Here is a 19,677-nt window from a genome sequence, read left to right as displayed (position 1 = left end):
GCAGACAGCCGGTGTCAGTATTACTTATTAGTGAGAGACATCTTCACCGAAGTATTTTTCAGAAATTTTCTGATAGGTACCGTCTTTTTTGAGAGTAGTCAGGGCATCATTGATCGCGGTTTGCAGAGAAGTTTCCCCTTTTCTCAGCAGTACTGCAGAAGCACTGGCGTTATCTTCTGAAGCCACAATTTTTACCGGAGCATCAGGGCGGTGTTTCTTAAAGTCGAGGAAAGACAGCTTATCATTAACCGTGGCATCGGCACGTCCCTGAACCACCAGATCAATTGACTGGTTAAAACCATCGGTACTTACCAGCTGTGCACCATAATTGCGGGCGATCTGAGCATAGTTACTGGTCAGTGACTGGGCAGATTTTTTTCCTTTTAAATCAGAAAAGTCGTGGATACTGTCATTGTCATTTTTGACAACCACCACAGCTTTAGAGGCGATATAAGGCTGTGAGAAATCATATTTCTTCCCGCGCTCAGGGCTGATTCCTACTTCATTCATCACCACATCATAACGTTTGGCATCCAGACCTGCGATCAGCCCGTCCCATTTTCCTTCAACAAACACCGGTTTAACGTGTAATTGCTGAGCAATCGCCCGGCCAATTTCCACATCGAACCCGGTCAGGTCACCGGATATAGTATGAAAGGTAAACGGCGGGTAAGTCCCTTCGGTACCGATTTTCAGTTCACCGGAAGATTTGACCTGTGCCAGCGAATCATCCGCCAGTGCTGAATGGGCAACACTTAATGAAAATAGTGCTGATAATAACAGAGTAGTTTTTTTCATCTCAGACTCCTGGATAACATTATACCGGGCCGACGGGCAGGCCGTCGGTCAGGGTGGCAATATATTTTGCCGTTCTGGGTTTTTGCGGGTGACGGAACAGGGTTTGTGAGTCACCGGTTTCCACGACTTCACCCGATTCAAGAAAAATCGTATGGCTGGCAACCGAAGCGGCCAGGCGTAAATCATGGGTAGCCATCAGCATGGTGGTACCTTCTTCCGCCAGTTGCCGTAATACGGCCACCACTTCTACGGCCAGTTCAGGATCGAGGGCAGACGTCGGCTCATCACAGAGTAATACTTTTGGCGACGGGGCCAGCGCCCTGGCAATGGCAACCCGTTGCTGTTGTCCGCCGGAAAGGGTGACCGGCATATCATCACGTTTATGCAGCAGGCCGACTTTTTCCAGCAAGGCATCAGCCCGTTCGACAGCTTCTGCTTTTGACCATTTATGCACCACAAGCAACCCTTCGGTAATATTTTCCAGCACACTTTTGTGGGGAAATAACGAAAAGTTCTGGAACACCATGCCTGTCTGACGGCTGATTCGCTGGATATCTCTGCTACGCAGGGGTTTATTGTGAAATTCCAGCGTTTCCTGATCGAGGGTAAGGCTGCCCGACTGGGGGATCTCCAACAGATTCACACAGCGCAGCAGGGTGCTTTTCCCGCTGCCCGAAGGACCGATCAGCGCGGTGACTGAACCTTTCGGCAGTTCCAGCGAAATATTTTTCAGGACATGATTATCCTGAAAAAATTTGTTAATTCCGGTTAATGAAATCATCAGCTCAGGACTCCGCCTTTTCTTCACGAGAGAAATGTTTCTCCAGTTTATTTTGCAGTGCTGACAGCAGTGTACTGAAAAACAGGTAAATCAGCGCTGCTTCCGTATATAAAATCAGCGGCTGATAAGTCACGGCCGCAATACGTTGTGCCGCCAGAAACATTTCAGGGACCGTAATCACTGACGCCAGCGAAGTGTCTTTGACCAACGAAATAAAGGTATTAGACAACGGCGGAACGGCTATTCTGGCCGCCTGAGGTAAAATGATCCTGATCAGTGCCTGACGCCAGTTCATGCCGATAGAATGGGCCGCTTCCCATTGACTGACCGGTACCGACTTAATGGTGGCGCGGATAATCTCTGATGAGTAAGCACCGATATTCAGCGTAAAGCCAATGACTGCGGCGGGAAACGCTGAAATCGTGATCCCGGCGCTCGGCAGTGCGTAAAAAATCAGAAATAGCTGTACCAGTAACGGCGTGCCGCGTAGTAGCCAGACATAAAAACGAGCCACCAGCCTGAGTGGCTGAGGACCGTATAACCTGATTAGGGCGATAACAAACCCCAGAGAAAGCCCCAGAACAAAAGACAGTAACGTTAAGGGTATAGTAAACGTCAATCCGGCATGTAACATTGGCCAGAATGATTCTGCTGCAAGATTTAACCATGCTGGCACAGTACACCTTCCAAATAAAAATTAAAAAAACACCGGTTAGCCGCAGGGCTGACCACTTAGCCTATTTTAGGCAGTAATGAGTCACAGGGAAATATTATTTGTACATATCTTTATGCGGAATTTTAACCGTTCTGGCTTTTTATACTGTTGACACTGTGGTTATGGCGAATTTAACACCATTTTCTACCGTTCCGGATAAGAAAATCTGCTATTCGTCAGCCAGGTGCGGGTATAACCTAAGCTGTGTGGTTATATTTCTGTGTATTAAAGGAGAGGTGAAATGATCCAGTTTAAACGGGCATATGACACTGCGTCTGCAGAGGATGGCTACCGTGTATTAGCTGACCGGTTATGGCCCCGGGGTCTGAGCAAAGCAACTCTGGTGATGGACGAGTGGTGTAAACAAATCACCCCCGGGACAGAGCTGCGTCGGGATTATCATCATCAGGTGATTGATTATAAAACCTTCTCTGACCTGTATCAGCAGCAACTGGCAGCCCCGGATCTGCAACCGGAATTAGAGCGTCTGGCAGAAAAAGCCGTGTCCGGCACGCTGACCTTACTCAGTGCCGTAAAAGATCCCCGAACCAGCCATATCCCGTTACTGACTGCCGCCTTACAACAGCATGTGGATAAATTATCGTCCGCCCCGTCAGCCTGAGACTGTGACAATACATGTCCGCCAGCCTGTCCGTTACCATTACTCTGCTACGCTTTAAGATAATTATCCGCAGGACATTATCTGCACTGTGCGCTATCGGAGACAACGAAAATGGGCAAAAGACGTGCGGTACCCGGCATTCATCCTTATGATGGACCTGCCGGTGGCTGGGGAGCACTGAAGGCTACTGCTATCGCGGTTCGTACTCAGATGGATATCCTGAATGCACCCCCGACTCTGCTACGGACCAACCAGCCGGACGGTTTTGACTGCCCGGGCTGTGCCTGGCCTGACAAAGATCATCATTCAACCTTTCAGTTTTGTGAAAATGGCGCCAAAGCAGTGACCTGGGAAGCGACCAGTAAACGGCTGACCGCCGGATTTCTGGCGGAAAATACGGTGACCTCATTACTGGAAAAATCGGACTATGAACTGGAAAATTACGGCCGTCTGACGACACCGCTGGCCTATGATCCTGCCAGTGATACGCTACAGCCTGTCAGCTGGCAACTGGCGTTACAACAAATCGCTGAAGTTTTGCGGGGTCTGTCGCCATCGCAGACGGAGTTCTACACCTCGGGACGCGCTTCTAACGAAGCCGCCTATCTGTTTCAGCTATTTGCCCGCGAATACGGCACCAATAACTTTCCCGACTGTTCAAATATGTGTCATGAGGCGACCAGTGTGGGTCTTCCTCGCTCTATCGGAATCGGTAAAGGCACTGTTTCGCTGGAGGATTTCGAACACACCGAACTGGTGATCTCTATCGGCCATAATCCTGGCACCAATCATCCGCGGATGATGGGAACCCTGCATGAACTTTCACGCCGTAATGTGCCGGTGATTGTATTTAATCCGTTACGGGAAAGGGCACTGGAACGTTTTGCTGATCCACAGAATGTTGGCGAAATGGCAACCTACGGGTCGACGCAGATTGCCTCCGGATATTATCAGGTGAAAGCCGGCGGCGATGCCGCTGCCCTGAAAGGTATTGCTAAGGCTTTACTGGAAAAGGAAGCGAATAGCGGCGGGGTGCTGGACCATGAGTTTATTGCTACACATACCCGCGATTTTAGCTTATTCAGTCATGATATACAGGCGACAGAATGGCAGGACATTGAACAGGAAAGTGGTCTGAGCCGCAATGATTTGGAAACTGTTGCCGCCGCTTATCAGAAATCTGATGCCACTATTATTACTTACGGAATGGGTATTACCCAGCATAACAAAGGCACGCAGAATGTACGGCTGATTGCTGATTTGTTACTGATGAAAGGTAATATTGGTAAACCGGGGGCAGGCATTTGTCCGTTACGCGGGCATTCTAATGTACAGGGAAACCGGACTGTAGGGATTACCGAAAAACCATCTGCGGATTTTCTGGCCCGGCTGGAGGCTGAATTTGGTTTTGTTCCTCCCCGTCAGCATGGGCACGATGCAGTACAGGCAATGCAGTCAATGGTGGACGGCAGTGCCCGGGCATTAATCTGTCTCGGGGGCAATTTTGCTGTGGCGCTGCCCGACCCGCAGGCCTGTTTCCCGGCGATGAAAGGGCTGGACCTGAGCGTGCATATCGGCACCAAACTGAACCGCAGCCATTTACTGGTTGCACGGCAGACCTTTATTTTACCCTGCCTGGGCAGAACCGAGCTGGACATACAGGCGACAGGTAAACAGTCAGTGACTGTCGAAGACTCGATGTCGATGGTGCATGCCTCCTCCGGTAAGCTGAAACCGGCCTCGGCTATGCTGCGTTCCGAACCCGCGATTGTGGCAGCAATGGCTGCAGCCACACTACCGGATAGCCGGGTCCCCTGGGCTGAGCTGGTGGCTGACTATGATCGGATCCGTGATCGTATCGAAAAAACTATCCCCGGTTTTGATGATTATAATCAGCGGATCCGTCAGCCGGGCGGGTTCAGAATGCCGTTGCCTCCGGTTGAACGGCGCTGGCCGACGGCATCGGGTAAAGCGGAGTTTTCTGTGTTCGGCGGGGTAGAGGAAAATGCCAGTGCAGAGGGCAGTGATATACTCAGGCTGATCACACTGCGCAGTCATGACCAGTACAATACCACCATCTATGCCCTGGATGATCGTTATCGCGGAGTGTTCGGACGGCGGGATATTTTGTTTATGAATGACAGTGACCTTGACCGGCTGGGTCTCGAGCACGGCGATGTGGTTGATATCGAAACAGCACTTCCCGGCAGACAATTGCGGCTGGAAGGTATAACGGTTATCGCTTATAACATCTCGGCCGGCTCGGTCGGAGCCTACTATCCGGAAGCGAACGTGTTAGTCCCGCTTGACTATAATGACCCGCAAAGTGGTACCCCGTCATATAAATCGGTCCCGGTACGCGTCACTCTCCGTACCAAACAAATCCGCCACAGTGCCTGAACCTCAGGCCCGCATTGTGGCGGGTCTTTTTTATCCTCTGATGGCATGTTTCCGCGGCCGTTTATGATAATCAGCCATTTTTTGCCTGATAATGCCGGACGAATTGCAGCCGGGCAAAGAATGCACTTATAGCACAGGCAGAATGACAAGGGCTGATGCTCCGTCCGGTGGGCCGGGAAGAAAGTCTCCCGGTCCTGTCAGTAGCCCTCGCTTCTCAGTATCCGGCAAAGTCTTTCAAAGCCTCGCCGTCCAGGCGGTAACGGACCCATTCCTCCTGTGGCAGGGCGCCGATGCTTTGATAAAATGCGATTGCCGGCGTATTCCAGTCGAGAACGCTCCATTCCAGCCGCCCGCACTGACGCTGAACAGCCAGCCCGGCAATATGCTTAATCAGGGCTTTTCCTGCCCCCTGGCCGCGTGATACCGGAGAGATATACAGGTCTTCCAGATAAATGCCGTTACGGCCTAACCATGTAGAATAGCTGGTAAAAAAGACAGCGTAGCCGATAACATTCCCTTCAGCTTCTGCAATCAGTGCTTCTGTTTTACTGTCGGGACCAAACAGTGTCTCGCGAATTCCGGTAGCGGAAGTGACTACCTGTTCAGGGGCTTTTTCATAAATAGCCAGTTCGGTGATCATATCAAAAATAATCTGGCTGTCATCAGGCCTCGCCGGGCGGATACTCAGGTTCATAAAGGGTCCTTATGGGCATTTATTGAAGGCAGACAGCATAAGGGTTATTCTCCGAACAATTAAGTGCAATGAAATCAGCAGACGATGAATATTATGCATCCGGTGTTACGCCGTCTTGACCTTAACCTGTTGCTGGCCCTGGATGCTATCTTCCGTCATGGCTCGGTCCGGCGGGCAGCGGCAGAACTTGCAGTCAGTAACTCGGCACTCAGCCATGCCCTTTCGCGGTTACGGGAAGCCCTGAATGATCCGTTGTTTTACCGGGAAGGGCAGCGGATGGTACCCAGCGTATATGCCATGCGACTGGCTCCGGCAATTGCCCCGCTACTTGCAGAACTGAATAACCAGCTGGCCCCTCAGGCTGAGTTTGAACCACTGACCAGTCAGGAGTGCTTCACCATAGGAATTACGGATTACACGGCATCCAGTGTTTTTCCGCAACTGATGAACTCCCTGCAGCAGAAAGGGCCGGGACTGAGTTTCGACTTACGCTATTTATCCTCTTCGCTGGCATTAAATGAATTACTGGCCGGTGAAATCGACCTGGCGCTTGGCTTCAGTGTACCTGATGGGGCTGCTCATCCCGATGTACAGGAAATAGACTGGCTACAGGATGAGTATGTGGTGATCAGTCGTTTGCAACGTGATTCACTGACACTGAATGAGTATCTGTCAGCCCGCCATCTGGTGGTAACCCCGTGGAACGAACGGCAGAGTGTGCTTGACCGGCAATTAGCCCGACTGGGGCACCAGCGACAGATAGCCATAAAAACACCATCGATGTTAAGTGGTCCCTGGATAGTGGCAGAAAGCGAGTTACTGATGGCTATCCCGCGTCGTGCGGCAGAACGGTTCCTGCACTCGGCGGGGATAAGGATCTTTCCACTGCCGTTTTATGCGCCTCCCTTTACAGTGAAAATTTTATCTCACCAGCGCAGTGGTAAAAAGAACGCTACTGACTGGCTGAAACGTTTGTTATGCGCCATGGAAAAGTCCTGAACACTGGCCTGAGGTCACGATAACCGGCGGCGGTTAGCGGAACAGTATATGTCTGCGGGCAGGATTCCCGCAGACCCGGGATAACTACCCCCGGACTTTTACTGTTCTGCGGGTTGACAGAAAATAGCTCACCACCAGACAGACCAGAATAATCCAGGGGATCAGGGATACCAGCAAAGAGTGGCTGCCACTCAGTGTTTGCAGGTTATTAATCACTAATACAATCGTGGCGGCCATGCAGATAAATGACAACACAGGTGCCCATAAGATGGTGAAAGGATGATGGTTGCTGCGGATACGGCGGAAAAATAAAACGACCGCAGAGCTGACACCTAACTGAAGTATCAGAATACATAAGGTGGCAATTGCAGAGCCAACGGCAAAAATCTGTAGCATCGGGTCAAAACCGGTACTGCCGATACCCGCCAGCAGCATTAGCATAATCACACTGTGTAAATGACTGGCATTGTGCGGAGTCCCGTTATCCGGATGGGTTTTACAGAGTTCTTTCCAGATAAGTCCGTCCCGGCTGATATTAAACAGATAGCGTGAAATATTATTGTGAAATGCCAGGGTGGCGGCAAACAGACTGGTTATCAGCAGTACCGACATAATTTCAACAGCCAGGTTACCGACATACTGACGGGTAATATTAAACACAAAATTACCCGGGTCTTTACTGGCGATAGCCACAATCTGGTCGAATCCATAAGCCTGAATCAGCGCCCAGCTGGTAAAACAAAAGAAACCGGTGATCAATAACAGGGCACAGAGAGTTGCCCGTGGCACGGTTTTTTCCGGATTCCTGCATTCTTCGGCATAAATTGCTGTCGACTCGAATCCAATAAAACTGGCGATAGTGAAAATAAAAGCGATCCCCAGATTACCGTGTAAAAATACGGCAGGTTCAAAAGACTGGTAACTGAAGGGGGTTGTTTTTTTGACCAGCAGACAAATATCTGTCAGTAATACAATACCTGCTTCTGCCAGCATTAATACCCCAAGGATTTTACCGCCGATTTCGACCCGCTTTATACTCAGCATCCAGACGATAATGATAAAAATCATACTCAGTAGCCACCAGGGGATATCGGTATTTAAATGCTGTTCCAGAAAGAGTTGTGTGAAATATCCCAGCATTGCCACAACCGCAATCTGCACCGAGATATAGGCTATCAGCGCCAGTACTGAGGCGGGTGCTCCCCAGTTTTTTCCGAGCCCGGTAGAAATGTAGGTATAGAATGCCCCTGAGTTTTTTATATGGCGGCTCATGGTGACAAAGCCGACAGAAAATAACATCAGGATGATGCATGAAAAAATATAAAATACCGGAATCCCACCACCCCGGTGAGGGGGGATGCGGCAGCGATAACAAAAAAAACCAGGGAAAATAAACCTAACGTATTTTTACGCAGGCCGGAATTATGGTTCATCGCTTATACCTCTGTCCGGGGAGAAATAACCCGCGCCGTGAAACTGAGCTGAGACGCGGAATATTTCTGCATCATTTATCAGCGATAGTGTCAGCGTATAGAATAAATCGGACAGACTGACAGTGCATGGTTGCACTGATTCGGTGATCAATGAAAACGTAAACGGTGCGTATATGCCTGGCCGCTAATTTTCCGCTGATAATCTCCCGGAGTTGTGCTGACCGACTTTTTAAACTCCCGCAGAAAATGTGACTGGTCACTGAACCCTAAATCACAGGCAAGCTCACTGAATGATAAGCTCTGTCGGGCATGAATACTGTTTAATGCCGACTGACAGCGTAAGATATTACAAAAAGCTTTAGGGGATAGCCCCGTATCCTGGCGGAACTGGCGTTGAATTGTCCGGCAGGTGTAACCGGTCAGGATTTCCAGCTGGTCAATTCGCAGGTTACCTTTATATTGGCCCATCACTTGCAACAGTTGCGCTGTCAGGGGCGATGATTTACGCACCAGTCGCGTGGCGAAAAAGGCATTGAATAAAGCGATTTTGCGGCTGAAACCACAGGCCTGAGTAATCAGTTCACAAGCCTGCTGTACGCCCGGCACCACATCCGTAAAACTGAATTCACGGTCCGGAATATCCGTGGCATCAATATCCAGAAAATCAGGAATAATACCTGCCGTAAACCGTACCCCGAAATAAGGGTGCCGGTGTTTCATATTTGCACTGCGGGCCTGCAGAGTCGTACCACAGACTCTGCCTCCGGGGTTGTCAGGATCACAATCAAAAACAATGTCCACACATCCGTCCGGGACCGCCAGGGTGAATTCGGCACCCGGGGCAAGATCAAAACTGTAAAAGTGGGATATTGCCGGATCAGCTGATCCCTGCAGTGTGTAGTGCCCGGCGGCATTCAGTACAAACCATGGCTGCTCAGGCTGAAAACGGCCATGGATATTGACATTATTGTATTGCATCAGAACCCCTGCCTGTGACAGTCAAAAAAATAAATAAAGCAATTCCTGTGCCACAGCATTTATTCACCGTGTCGCAAATATTCAATACAGCCGGCAGGCTGGCAGGTTATTTCTGTCTGTATTACCGGACAACAGGATAACCGATCACTATTTGGTCTGTTGCCGTGTCTGTATTGATTGTTTGTGAACAGGCTGCCGGCCGGGAGAAAAAAATGACTGATTCAACCAGAGTGGATTTTATTTATTTATCCGAGCAGGACATGATCCGTGCCGGAGTAACAGATATGGCAGCCTGTGTTGACACTATGGAAGAGATGTTCGGGTTGTTATACCACGGTGATTATCGCATGGCAGGGCCAAACAATGATTCTCATGGCGCAATGGTAACCTTTCCTGAAAATTCACCTTTCCCCGCGATGCCGAAACCCACAGCAGACCGCCGTATGATGGCAATGCCTGCCTATCTGGGCGGCAACTTTTGTACCTCAGGGGTCAAATGGTACGGTTCAAATATTGCTAATCGCGAAAAAGGCCTGCCGCGCTCTATTCTAATGATGACGCTGAATGATGCTGATACCGGTGCTCCGCTGGCACATATGTCAGCTAATCTGCTATCGGCTTATCGTACCGGGGCTATCCCCGGTGTCGGAGCCAGGTATCTGGCGCGAAAAGACTCAAAAGTGGTTGGTCTGCTGGGGCCCGGCGTGATGGGGAAAACGACCCTGGCAGCGTTTATGGCAGCATGCCCGCAGATTGATACCCTGAAAGTCAAAGGGCGCGGACAACAGAGCCTGGACAGATTTCTGAGCTGGGTCGCCAGTAACTACCCGCAAATTACCACAGTCACAGTGGTGGACACTCTCGAACAGTTGGTCAGGGGCAGTGACATCATCAGCTATTGTAACTCCGGAGAAACCGGAGACCCGTCGTCCTATCCGCTGGTAAAACGGGAGTGGGTAAAAGCGGGTGCGTTTCTGGCTATGCCTGCCCTGTGCAATATCGACCAGGCGATGGAACAGCCGGATGTCCGAAAAGTTCTGGACAATCCTGGCCTGTACAAAGCCTGGGTCGCTGAAGTGCCTGCACCCGCCCATAACACGATCCCGATTATCGGTGTCCGTTTTATGGATATGCTCAGGGAAGGGACACTGACCGCTGATCAGCTTGAAGATATGGGAAAAATCGTTGCCGGTGAAGCCAGAGGCCGTATCAGTGATCAGGAAATTATCATCATGTCTGTCGGCGGAATGCCGGTTGAGGATGTTGCATGGGGAACGGTTGTTTATCGCAATGCCAAAGCAAAAGGCATTGGCGTAACCCTTAACCTTTGGGAAACCCCCGAACTTATTTAATTATCAGGATATCTTATGACGACTGTAACCAGACTTACTACCGGTTCTGAATTTGAAAAAAAAGCCAGTTACTCACGTTTGGTGATGCTGGATAACTGGATCTTCGTTTCAAACACCGCCGGACGGCATCCGGTGACAAGACAAATACCGGAAGATTTACGGCAACAGACTCTGCAGGTGTTTGCCAATATTGAAACTGCGCTGGCAGCGGTGGGCGCCTCACTGCGCGATGTCGTGTGCTCACGGGTCTTTATCCAGCAACCAGCGGATGTTGCTACAGTAATGGCGATTATTGGTGAGAAATTTCACGGGATTAATCCGGCATCGACCGTTACCTGTCCGCCACTCGGTTCTGAGATGTATAAGGTTGAGCTTGAGGTTACGGCATATCGTGGTGCGGGAACAGCGGAAGTGCGGCAAATCACCCTGCCGCACTAAGACAGGAGATAATCTATGGCACCAGTAATCATGCCGGTTAAAACCGCAGAACAGATACCCGATAAATCGACCGTGATCATTATCGGCGGAGGCATTATCGGCCTGACAGCGGCACTGACTCTGGCAGAACGTGGGATACCTGTAGTGGTGCTGGAAAAGGGGGCCATCGCCGCAGAGCAGTCATCGAGAAACCTCGGCTGGATACGCAAAACCAGCAGAGCAAAAGAGGATATTCCCCTTGCACGGGAAGCCGATCGGCTTTGGGCGGGCATGGCGGCCCGTACCGGGCATGATACGGGTTACCGCCAGTCAGGTATCATGTTTGTGGCCCGCAATGATGAACAGATGGCGGCCCATGAACAATGGCACCGCAGTGTTGCCGGTGCCGGGCTTGATACACAGCTGCTTACCTCGTCAGATATTGTCCGGCAGGTGCCAGGCGGAACCACACACTGGGCGGGAGGCATTTATACTCCGTCGGACGGACGGGCAGAACCGACCCTGGCGGCGCCGGCAATTGCCGCAGCCGCGATAGCGAAAGGGGCTGTGATTGTCGAACAGTGTGCGGTACGTAGCCTGGTGACGACTAACGGAAAAGTCAGCGGGGTGATTAGCGAACGGGGAGAGATCCGTTGTGACCAGGTGTTACTGGCGGCAGGAGTCTGGTCTCGCCGCTTTCTGGGAAATTCGGGGATAAATCTGCCGGTCTTGCCGTTAATCTGCTCGGTTATGCGTACCCGGCCGATGGAAGGGCCTGCTGAGATCGCGGTAGGTGCCGCGGACTTTTCATTCCGCAAGCATCATGGCGGCGGTTTTATTATAACCCAGCGAGGCGCACTGGATGCCCCCCTGACATGGGACCATTTACGGCTGGGGATCCGCTATCTGCCGCAACTGCGCCAGGCCCGGGATAACCTGCGGATCGGATTAGGACGACACTTTTTGCAGGATTGGATAATGGCACGGCACTGGCGTAATGACCAGATTACACCCTTTGAACAACAGCGTATCCTTGACCCGCAAGTGAATACCCGGCTGAATAATGAAGCGCTGAAGAATCTGCGTGCCGCATGGCCGGTGTTTGAACAGGCAACAGTGGATCAGTCGTGGGCTGGCACCATCGATGTAACGCCGGACTCGTCCCCGGTGATTAGTCCTGTCAGCCGTATACCGGGCCTGACACTTGCGACCGGGTTCTCCGGCCACGGGTTTGGTACGTCGCCCGCCGCCGGTCAGCTGGCGGCAGATCTTATCTGCGGCGACAAGCCACTGGTCGATCCTGCACCCTACCGTTTTGAACGGCTGTTATAAACTGCCGGCAGCACAGAAAATCTGTCTGGTACTGAATATGCAGATAAGAAGGGCGGATTTATATTCGCAGAGATTAATGCAGGCAGATAAACGGATAATAACGGAAAGTTATTCCGGGTCTGTATAAAAAAGAAAAATAACACTATCCTCGCGGACCGTTGAATAATTACAGGGGGAGCGGCTCCCCCTGTAACTGCCCGCTGTTATTTTTTTAAGCCTTTAATGGTCAGATAAATACTCACGATCAGACCGAGATAAAAGCCCGCACCGAGATGAATTGTGCGGAACAGGTCCTGTGCCATACCTGAATTTCTGCCAAAAGCATCGTTCATATCGCTCTCCAGCCCTTTAATTTTCATATAAGCGATAATCAGAAATAACAGAATGAAAATTAATGGAAGAGCATTACCAATCTTTGCCGGGATATCTTTAAAGTAGAAAGGATACACCGGGCCGAAAAAACCGATCAGTAATAGCAGGCTGTAAAAGCTGAAGGATGAACCGCCATTCATAAACCCGGACATATCACCACCACTGGCAGTAATTTTCCATAAAGATAATGACAGGTTGCTGCCGAAACCAACATTTACAGTGGCAGTGGAAAGTATAAACCAGCCGATAAATAACAGCGGCAGACAGATAACGTTGGTATAACCAATCTTAGCTGCCAGTTTATCGATGGCGGATTTTACTGATAATTTTTGCTCGTTCATATGTAGCCTTTATATTGTGTTAACTGTCCGGAGGTTAGTCAAAAATAACATTATCGGTATTTTTTAAATTATCGTAACATTTATCCAGATATACCTTTGAATCTCTGGCTGATTTTCGCATCATTTCATACTGGTCATCCGCTGATTTTTTATGCTCAGCAAAAATTTTATCAACCAGTTTTTTCTCGAAGTCATAAAATGCCGGTGAATAATCTTCTTTAGCATCCTGCAGATGATATTGCCGGATAAAATCATCTTCCGGCATCCCTTGCAGGCTGTGGAATTCAGCAGAGGTATATAATGAATAAAGGTCAGTACATAATTGCATTTTACTGACCGTGACTGAAGACAATGCCGGAACAGGCAGCAACAGAACAGCGGTAATAAGTAGTTTTTTCAATGTCAGCTGCCTGTCACGGAATAGCTGGAAACTCTGTCATTTTTAAGAGTGACAGTAACCTGTTTGGAGTGCCCCAGCGCGCCGGACCCTGAAGATGCCTGGGAGGCATAACCGGAATAGGCAGAAACCCCCGGGATATAGGCCATAACGGAACTGGCCATGCTGGCCATTTTTCCGGCTTTAGCGACGTCATTAGAAAGTGTGTAAGACAGGGTTTCCTGCCCATTCACAATATTATCACTGTCCGGATTACCTAGCAGATTTATAACCTGTTGTCTGGTTGTTTTACCGGTTTTAATTTTAGCGGCAATGTCACTGGTTGAGATTGGATCCTGCGTCATCGTATTCATCTGTGCGCAGCCTGCAGTCATCAGTACCAGAACCGAAACAGCAATATACTTCTTCATTAGTCACCCTTAAGTTATTCTTTATAATTTAGCGAGACTGATGATATATAAATATGTAAATTATTTGTATTTTTTATTTCAGGATGATTTCTGGTGTTATGTTGCTGATTTTTATTATCTTTTTTGTCTTATCCTGTTTTTTGTGAATAGGTTTTTTTGTAGCAAAATATTTCATCTGGTTTTTCATCAAAAAATAAGATCATTTTTTCTGATGCATTATTGCGGTGGCAGGGATTTACGATGCTGGTGAAAGAGCTGTCTCTGCCCGCCCGCCTGTCTGGTTATCCTGCTGCGTCAGGGGGGAGTGTTATACAGTGACCGGGACTTTGCCAGAGCAAGCCATACAGCAGCCCGTGGTGACGAACTGCTGTATGCAATGGTAGTCATTTCCCGTACTGCTGTTTATCCCGGGCGGCGGGGAGTGGCAGGGAAATCCGGAGGATTATTTTCCTGCCAGCGATGCCAGAAAATCATAGCGTTTTTGTAAGTCATCAGCGGCTTCTTTCCACAACTGTGCGGCAACCTCCGGTTGCTGCCGGTTAAGTCGTTTAAAACGCTGTTCATTACCCAACACATCGGCCAGGGCATCCGTCGGCGGGCGAGAGTCCAGGCTGAGGGCCGGTTTATCTGTGCCATTTCTGCGCGGGTCAAAACGGTACAATGGCCAGAATCCGGTGGCTGTCAGCTGACGCATCTGGTCATGGCTCAGAGCCAGATCATAACCGTGTTCCTCACATGGACTGTAGGCAATGATCAGCGACGGACCCGGATAGGCTTCCGCCTCCTGTATGGCTTTTACGGTCTGATTAAGCTGAGCACCCAGCGAAATCTGTGCCACATAAACGTGTCCGTACATCATTATATTGACCCCCAGGTCTTTACGGGCTTTCCGTTTGCCATTTTCGGCAAACGCTGCCACAGCTCCCAGAGGCGTTGCTTTTGAGGCTTGCCCGCCGGTATTTGAATAACATTGGGTATCAAGCACCAGCACATTGATGTTTTCATCGGTGCTCAGAACATGGTCGAGCCCGCCATAACCGATATCATAGGCCCAGCCATCGCCGCCGATCAGCCAGACTGACTTATCGACCAGAGCATCAGCATCACGACTGAGTTCTGCTGCCTGTGGCAGTGCTTCTGACTCAAGGACCCGGCGTAATGCTTCAATCTGCTGACGTTTCTGTGAGGGTTCCGCCGGTTGCTGTAATTCAGCGAACAGGGACGGAGGGATCAGGCTGCGGCAGCTATCAAGTAACCGCAGAATACGGTTTTTACGCTGGCGGGTGGTCAGACGGAAGCCCAGCCCGAATTCAGCATTATCTTCGAACAGGGAGTTAGCCCAGGCCGGCCCGCGGCCTTCACGGTCGGTAGTATAAGGCGTAGATGGCAGGTTCCCCCCGTAAATAGAAGAACAACCGGTAGCATTGGCAATCAATAACCGGTCGCCCCAAAGCTGGGTCAGCAGTTTAATATAAGGTGTTTCTCCGCAGCCGGAGCAGGCCCCTGAATATTCCATCAGTGGGGTCAGCAGTTGCGAAGTCCGTATATCGATCCGTTCCAGCTGTTCACTGCGCATCTCTGGTAACTGCAGGAAGAAATCAAAGTTAACTTTTTCTTCGTCCACATGCTCAAGGTGTGAAAGCATATTGATTGCTTTTATTTCCGGTTGCTGCCGATCGCTGGCCGGGCAGACTTCAACACATAAATTACAGCCGGTGCAGTCTTCCGGTGCCACCTGCAGGACATATTTTTTCCCGCGCATATCCCGTGACCTGACCTCCAGAGATTGCAGAGATGACGGGGCATCACTCATCGCATCAGGGTCGACGACTTTCGCGCGGATGGCAGCATGAGGACAGGCAGCAACGCAATGATTGCACTGGGTACAGAGGTCTGCTTTCCAGACCGGGATCTCACTGGCAATATTACGTTTTTCCCAGCGGGTGGTGCCGACGGGCCAGCTGCCATCCGGCGGCAGAGCAGACACGGGTAATTTATCGCCAAGCCCTGCCAGCATAGCGGCGGTGACTGTTTTCACGAAATCGGGTGCGGCATCGGATACCACTGGCGGACGTGGCCTGCTGTCACGGGTCACCGGCTGCAAAGGGACAGGATGCAAAGATTCACGAGCGACAGCCAGTGCCTGCCAGTTCCTTTCTGCCAGCTCATCGCCTTTGCTGCGGTAACTGCGTTCAACGGCCTGCTCCAGCGCCTGGCATGCCTGTGACAACGGAATAACCTGCGTCAGACTGAAAAACGCCATCTGCATTACCGTATTAATTCTGGTACCCAGCCCGCACTCCCTGGCTATTTTTGTCGCATTAATCGTAAACAGCTTTGCCCTGCGTTCATTAAGTGCGGCCTGTACTTCCCGGGGTAATGTTGCCCACACATTTTCCGGTGAATGGGGGGTATTTAACAGAAAAATACCGCCTGGCTTCAGCTGCTCTGCCATCTGATATTTATCCAGAAATTGTGGCTGATGGCAGCCGACAAAATCCGCCTGTTTTATCAGGTAAGCAGAACGGACAGGGTGGTCGCTGACCCGCAGGTGTGAAACTGTCAGTCCCCCGGCTTTTTTGGAATCATAGACAAAATAGCCCTGGGCAAAACTGTCGGTCTTTTCACCAATGATCCGGATATTATTTTTGGTTGCAGAAACACTGCCGTCGCTGCCCAGACCGTAGAACAATGCTTCCATTCTTGCCAGGGAAGGCGGACAGTCATCACCTAATGGCAGGGACAGGTGGGTAACATCATCATAGATACCGACGGTGAAGCGGGGTTTCGGTATCTCCTTTGCCAGCTCAGCAAAGACAGCGAGGGCACATTGCGGATCAAACTCTTTGGAAGATAACCCGTAACGGCCGCCGGAAATACGTGGCAGGTGTGATCTTTCTCCGCTGCTGACTGCCCCTGCCACGGCACTGATCACATCGAGGCAAAGGGGTTCGGCCGGAGCTCCGGGCTCTTTAGTCCGGTCAAGAACGGCGATATTGCGCACACTGAGGGGTAATTTCTCCAGCAACCGGGCTGGTGAGAAAGGCCGGTATAAACGGACTTTCAGAACACCGACCTTTTCACCACGGCTGAGTAACAGATCAGTCACTTCTTCACAGGTTCCTGCAGCAGATCCCATAATAATAATTACCCGCTCAGCCTGCGGGTGACCATAATAATCGAAAGGGGCATATTGCCGGCCGGTCAGGGCCGCAAATTGTTGCATAGTATCTTCAACGTGCTGGTCGACGGCGTTGTACCACACATTGGTAGCCTCGCGAGACTGAAAATAGGTATCCGGGTTGGCTGAGGTACCGCGGATCACCGGTCGCTCAGGGGTAAGGCCGCGGGAGCGATGGTCATCAATCGCCTGTTGTGGCAGCATAGCCAGGATAGTTTCATCGCTGAGTGGCTCAATTTTATTCAGCTCATGAGAGGTTCTGAAGCCATCGAAAAAATGGATAAACGGGACACGACTTTTCAGGGTCGCCGCATGGGAAATAACAGCAAAGTCCTGAGCTTCCTGCACACTGCCTGCACATAACATCGCACAGCCCGTTTGCCTGACAGCCATAACATCGGAGTGATCGCCGAAAATAGACAACGCATGGGTTGCCACGGTCCTTGCCGCCACATGCAGTACAAAAGGCATCAGCTGTCCCCCCAGTTTATACAGGGTGGGGATCATCAGTAATAACCCCTGTGATGAGGTAAAAGAAGTGGCCAGACCACCGGTTTGCAGTGCGCCGTGCACTACAGCTATCGCACCGGCTTCTGATTGCATTTCGATAACCGTGGGGACATCTCCCCACAGGTTACGCTTTCCTTTACCGGACCAGGCATCTGCCTGTTCGGCCATCGCAGAACTGGGAGTAATCGGGTAGATCCCGATAATTTCGCTGCACTTAAATGCGACCTCAGCCACCGCACTGTTACCGTCTGTTGTTATCATTGCTCACCCGGAATAATGGATTATTGTTTTCAGGATGTTACATCGCTGTAATTAATCCATGTTTTCAATAGTGCTATTCGTCCCGTCCGTGATTCTGCCGGGCCGGGAGAGAGGGAAATTAAAAAACTAAAGCGGTGTTTTTTCCTGTGATATCAGCGGATACACTCTATCAGAGTCATCACGGTTATCCTGATGGTTACCGTTCCCGGCGATACAGCTGGCCTGGCTGCCCAGTGTAGCGCCGTAAACAGCACTGTTATTGAGATAGATCGTCAATCTGACAAAAATTTTTGCGGATTAATGGCTTTGCTGAGAAACGGGAAGGGAGGTGGTTTACAGTGTGGCGTTTATTGACAGTTGAAGACAACCGGAGGTCTTACCTGAATGATATTCCACGGATATATCTCCGGCCCGTTCCCCCGGGTCACAACAGCCCCTGTATTGATCCCCTGCGGGGCTGCGTCGCCAGCCAGGCCCGGTTTCCCCTACAGGTTATTTCGTCGGGCTGACACTCACTGTGGCGGGGAAAGAAATCCGGTGTCCGGAGGGGCCGCAGGGTTATTTTTTTGAATGTGTAATTAAAAACGTATTTATTTTTTCTATGACCACATCATCATGAAATTTGCTGACACTTGATTTTATATCACTGGTCGTTTTTTTAAATTCTCCGTTTATAACTGCTTGCATTTTTGATGCCAGGTGTTCAGCATTCCCCATGCTATATAACATCCCATTTTCGTTATCTGTAATGATCTCATCCGGACCACATCTGCAGTCACTCGCAATACACATTATTCCCATTGCCATAGCTTCTAAAAGAACAAGAGGGAACCCTTCAAATTTAGAGGGAAGTATCAATGAGTCTGCGAATTTAATCTCATTTAAAATATAACCCCATGGGTCTCCCTGCCAGCCATGCCAGGTGATTTTTTCCCATACACCAATCTTTCGGGAATACTGCTGGCATAACTCTCTGTCATCTCCGTCACCTATTATATGGATATGGAAATTCCCGTTTATTATAGATGCAGCATCAAGTAACTCTTTTATTACTTTCTGGTCATTAAATTGTAATCGCCCTACGTAGATAAATTCAGGTACCTGATGGTTTTTTTCTATACACTCAGCTCTTGGTGTTACCGGATTGTATACAGTAGTTACTTTTTCTTTATTTATACCAATGGCAACCAATTGTTTCTTTATTCCATCGCAAATTGCAAGATGAAAGTCAGCAAGCGTTAAGTATTTTTTCTTATAGGCAATTTCTGGCGGTGTATGCATCCATGATATTATTTTTACCTTTGCATGTTTTATTGAGAATAAACTTGCATACTTCGATATAAAACATGCAAGCGGGCAGATTGATACAATTATATCCGGATTGTATTTTATAATTTCTCGGGATAATTTATATGCGTTAACTAATCTCTGTATTTTTTTATTTCCGGAGTTATTTTTTATTATAATAAAATCCTGTCCATCCAGCCAGTCTGTATTTTTTATGCCAGTTCCGGAATCATCGAAAAGTGCGAATTTAACTATATGTCCTTTTTTTTGATGAAGGATACTCGCTATCCGGGAAACTACGATTTCCAGTCCGCCTCTTCCACTAAATAGCTGCGCCAAATAGTAGATCACTTTAAGGGAACTCAGCCCGGATTGTGCGATCTGATCAATCGCCAAA

General features: G+C 49.7%; 16 protein-coding genes and 1 pseudogene. 6 read left to right on the top strand and 11 right to left on the bottom strand.

Annotation, left to right across the window (positions count from 1 at the left end; genetic code table 11):
• Positions 1-27: 27 nt before the first annotated feature.
• The 3 genes from JK211_RS12815 to JK211_RS12805 are packed head-to-tail and all read right to left on the bottom strand — an operon-like array spanning position 28 to position 2,255.
• Positions 28-798, bottom strand: coding sequence for an amino acid ABC transporter substrate-binding protein (locus JK211_RS12815; protein ID WP_212709063.1), 771 nt, complete (start codon positions 796-798; stop codon positions 28-30).
• Between the two features lie 19 nt (positions 799-817).
• Positions 818-1,579, bottom strand: a complete 762-nt coding sequence (locus JK211_RS12810) for an amino acid ABC transporter ATP-binding protein (protein WP_212709062.1) — start codon at positions 1,577-1,579, stop codon at positions 818-820.
• A 4-nt stretch (positions 1,580-1,583) separates the two neighbouring features.
• Positions 1,584-2,255, bottom strand: a complete 672-nt coding sequence (locus JK211_RS12805) for an amino acid ABC transporter permease (RefSeq protein WP_343876727.1) — start codon at positions 2,253-2,255, stop codon at positions 1,584-1,586.
• A gap of 280 nt (positions 2,256-2,535) precedes the next feature.
• Here JK211_RS12805 and JK211_RS12800 point away from each other — a divergent pair, with 280 nt between their 5' ends.
• Both JK211_RS12800 and JK211_RS12795 read left to right on the top strand, forming a co-directional pair.
• Positions 2,536-2,916, top strand: a complete 381-nt coding sequence (locus JK211_RS12800) for a DUF488 domain-containing protein (RefSeq protein WP_212709061.1) — start codon at positions 2,536-2,538, stop codon at positions 2,914-2,916.
• Between the two features lie 111 nt (positions 2,917-3,027).
• On the top strand, positions 3,028-5,316 hold the full coding sequence (locus JK211_RS12795) for an FdhF/YdeP family oxidoreductase (RefSeq protein WP_212709060.1): 2,289 nt from the start codon (positions 3,028-3,030) through the stop codon (positions 5,314-5,316).
• A gap of 214 nt (positions 5,317-5,530) precedes the next feature.
• Here the strand turns inward: JK211_RS12795 and JK211_RS12790 are convergent, their stop codons facing one another.
• Positions 5,531-6,010, bottom strand: a complete 480-nt coding sequence (locus JK211_RS12790) for a GNAT family N-acetyltransferase (RefSeq protein WP_212709059.1) — start codon at positions 6,008-6,010, stop codon at positions 5,531-5,533.
• Between the two features lie 84 nt (positions 6,011-6,094).
• Between JK211_RS12790 and JK211_RS12785 the strand changes: the two genes are divergently transcribed.
• A complete protein-coding gene (locus JK211_RS12785; protein ID WP_212709058.1) occupies positions 6,095-7,009 on the top strand; it encodes a LysR family transcriptional regulator in 915 nt (304 codons plus the stop codon).
• 84 nt (positions 7,010-7,093) lie between these two features.
• Here the strand turns inward: JK211_RS12785 and JK211_RS12780 are convergent.
• Both JK211_RS12780 and JK211_RS12775 read right to left on the bottom strand, forming a co-directional pair.
• Positions 7,094-8,442, bottom strand: a pseudogene (locus tag JK211_RS12780) (APC family permease).
• A 147-nt stretch (positions 8,443-8,589) separates the two neighbouring features.
• Positions 8,590-9,420 (bottom strand): helix-turn-helix domain-containing protein, encoded by an 831-nt coding sequence (locus JK211_RS12775; protein WP_212709057.1) that lies wholly within the window; start codon positions 9,418-9,420, stop codon positions 8,590-8,592.
• Positions 9,421-9,632: 212 nt separating this feature from the next.
• Between JK211_RS12775 and JK211_RS12770 the strand changes: the two genes are divergently transcribed.
• Genes JK211_RS12770 through JK211_RS12760 form a run of 3 tightly spaced genes read left to right on the top strand, consistent with a single transcriptional unit; the run spans position 9,633 to position 12,521 of the window.
• Positions 9,633-10,772 (top strand): tyramine oxidase subunit B, encoded by a 1,140-nt coding sequence (locus JK211_RS12770; RefSeq protein WP_212709056.1) that lies wholly within the window; start codon positions 9,633-9,635, stop codon positions 10,770-10,772.
• Positions 10,773-10,787: 15 nt separating this feature from the next.
• Positions 10,788-11,210 carry a RidA family protein gene (locus tag JK211_RS12765; protein ID WP_212709055.1) on the top strand — a complete coding sequence of 141 codons (423 nt, stop codon included), beginning with the start codon at positions 10,788-10,790 and terminating at the stop codon, positions 11,208-11,210.
• Between the two features lie 15 nt (positions 11,211-11,225).
• On the top strand, positions 11,226-12,521 hold the full coding sequence (locus tag JK211_RS12760; protein ID WP_212709054.1) for an FAD-binding oxidoreductase: 1,296 nt from the start codon (positions 11,226-11,228) through the stop codon (positions 12,519-12,521).
• A 203-nt stretch (positions 12,522-12,724) separates the two neighbouring features.
• On the opposite strand, the gene JK211_RS12755 is transcribed toward JK211_RS12760, so the two are convergent.
• The 5 genes from JK211_RS12755 to JK211_RS12735 all read right to left on the bottom strand — a co-directional run.
• The gene (locus JK211_RS12755) at positions 12,725-13,234 is read right to left on the bottom strand and encodes a hypothetical protein (protein ID WP_212709053.1); all 510 of its coding nucleotides are present in this window, start codon (positions 13,232-13,234) and stop codon (positions 12,725-12,727) included.
• 34 nt (positions 13,235-13,268) lie between these two features.
• Entirely contained in the window at positions 13,269-13,634 is a 366-nt protein-coding gene (locus JK211_RS12750; RefSeq protein ID WP_212709052.1) for a hypothetical protein, read from the bottom strand.
• Positions 13,635-13,636: 2 nt separating this feature from the next.
• Positions 13,637-14,041 (bottom strand): outer membrane protein assembly factor BamE, encoded by a 405-nt coding sequence (gene bamE, locus JK211_RS12745; RefSeq protein ID WP_212709051.1) that lies wholly within the window; start codon positions 14,039-14,041, stop codon positions 13,637-13,639.
• Positions 14,042-14,483: 442 nt separating this feature from the next.
• The gene (nifJ, locus tag JK211_RS12740; protein WP_212709050.1) at positions 14,484-17,993 is read right to left on the bottom strand and encodes a pyruvate:ferredoxin (flavodoxin) oxidoreductase; all 3,510 of its coding nucleotides are present in this window, start codon (positions 17,991-17,993) and stop codon (positions 14,484-14,486) included.
• Positions 17,994-18,551: 558 nt separating this feature from the next.
• A partial coding sequence (locus JK211_RS12735; RefSeq protein ID WP_212709049.1) for a glycosyltransferase occupies positions 18,552-19,677 on the bottom strand: 1,126 nt, incomplete at its 5' end.

The sequence above is a fragment of the Tatumella sp. JGM130 genome, assembly GCF_018257525.1.
Taxonomy (GTDB): domain Bacteria; phylum Pseudomonadota; class Gammaproteobacteria; order Enterobacterales; family Enterobacteriaceae; genus Tatumella; species Tatumella punctata.
This window is presented reverse-complemented; position numbering and strand designations above follow the sequence as displayed.

What these genes read in the sequence shown, in the direction of transcription:
- JK211_RS12815 (WP_212709063.1), bottom strand. Translation starts at nt 798, where the DNA reads ATGAAAAAAACTACTCTGTTATTATCAGCACTATTTTCATTAAGTGTT.
- JK211_RS12810 (WP_212709062.1), bottom strand. Translation starts at nt 1,579, where the DNA reads ATGATTTCATTAACCGGAATTAACAAATTTTTTCAGGATAATCATGTC.
- JK211_RS12800 (WP_212709061.1), top strand. Translation starts at nt 2,536, where the DNA reads ATGATCCAGTTTAAACGGGCATATGACACTGCGTCTGCAGAGGATGGC.
- JK211_RS12795 (WP_212709060.1), top strand. Translation starts at nt 3,028, where the DNA reads ATGGGCAAAAGACGTGCGGTACCCGGCATTCATCCTTATGATGGACCT.
- JK211_RS12790 (WP_212709059.1), bottom strand. Translation starts at nt 6,010, where the DNA reads ATGAACCTGAGTATCCGCCCGGCGAGGCCTGATGACAGCCAGATTATT.
- JK211_RS12785 (WP_212709058.1), top strand. Translation starts at nt 6,095, where the DNA reads ATGAATATTATGCATCCGGTGTTACGCCGTCTTGACCTTAACCTGTTG.
- JK211_RS12775 (WP_212709057.1), bottom strand. Translation starts at nt 9,420, where the DNA reads ATGCAATACAATAATGTCAATATCCATGGCCGTTTTCAGCCTGAGCAG.
- JK211_RS12770 (WP_212709056.1), top strand. Translation starts at nt 9,633, where the DNA reads ATGACTGATTCAACCAGAGTGGATTTTATTTATTTATCCGAGCAGGAC.
- JK211_RS12765 (WP_212709055.1), top strand. Translation starts at nt 10,788, where the DNA reads ATGACGACTGTAACCAGACTTACTACCGGTTCTGAATTTGAAAAAAAA.
- JK211_RS12760 (WP_212709054.1), top strand. Translation starts at nt 11,226, where the DNA reads ATGGCACCAGTAATCATGCCGGTTAAAACCGCAGAACAGATACCCGAT.
- JK211_RS12755 (WP_212709053.1), bottom strand. Translation starts at nt 13,234, where the DNA reads ATGAACGAGCAAAAATTATCAGTAAAATCCGCCATCGATAAACTGGCA.
- bamE (WP_212709051.1), bottom strand. Translation starts at nt 14,041, where the DNA reads ATGAAGAAGTATATTGCTGTTTCGGTTCTGGTACTGATGACTGCAGGC.
- nifJ (WP_212709050.1), bottom strand. Translation starts at nt 17,993, where the DNA reads ATGATAACAACAGACGGTAACAGTGCGGTGGCTGAGGTCGCATTTAAG.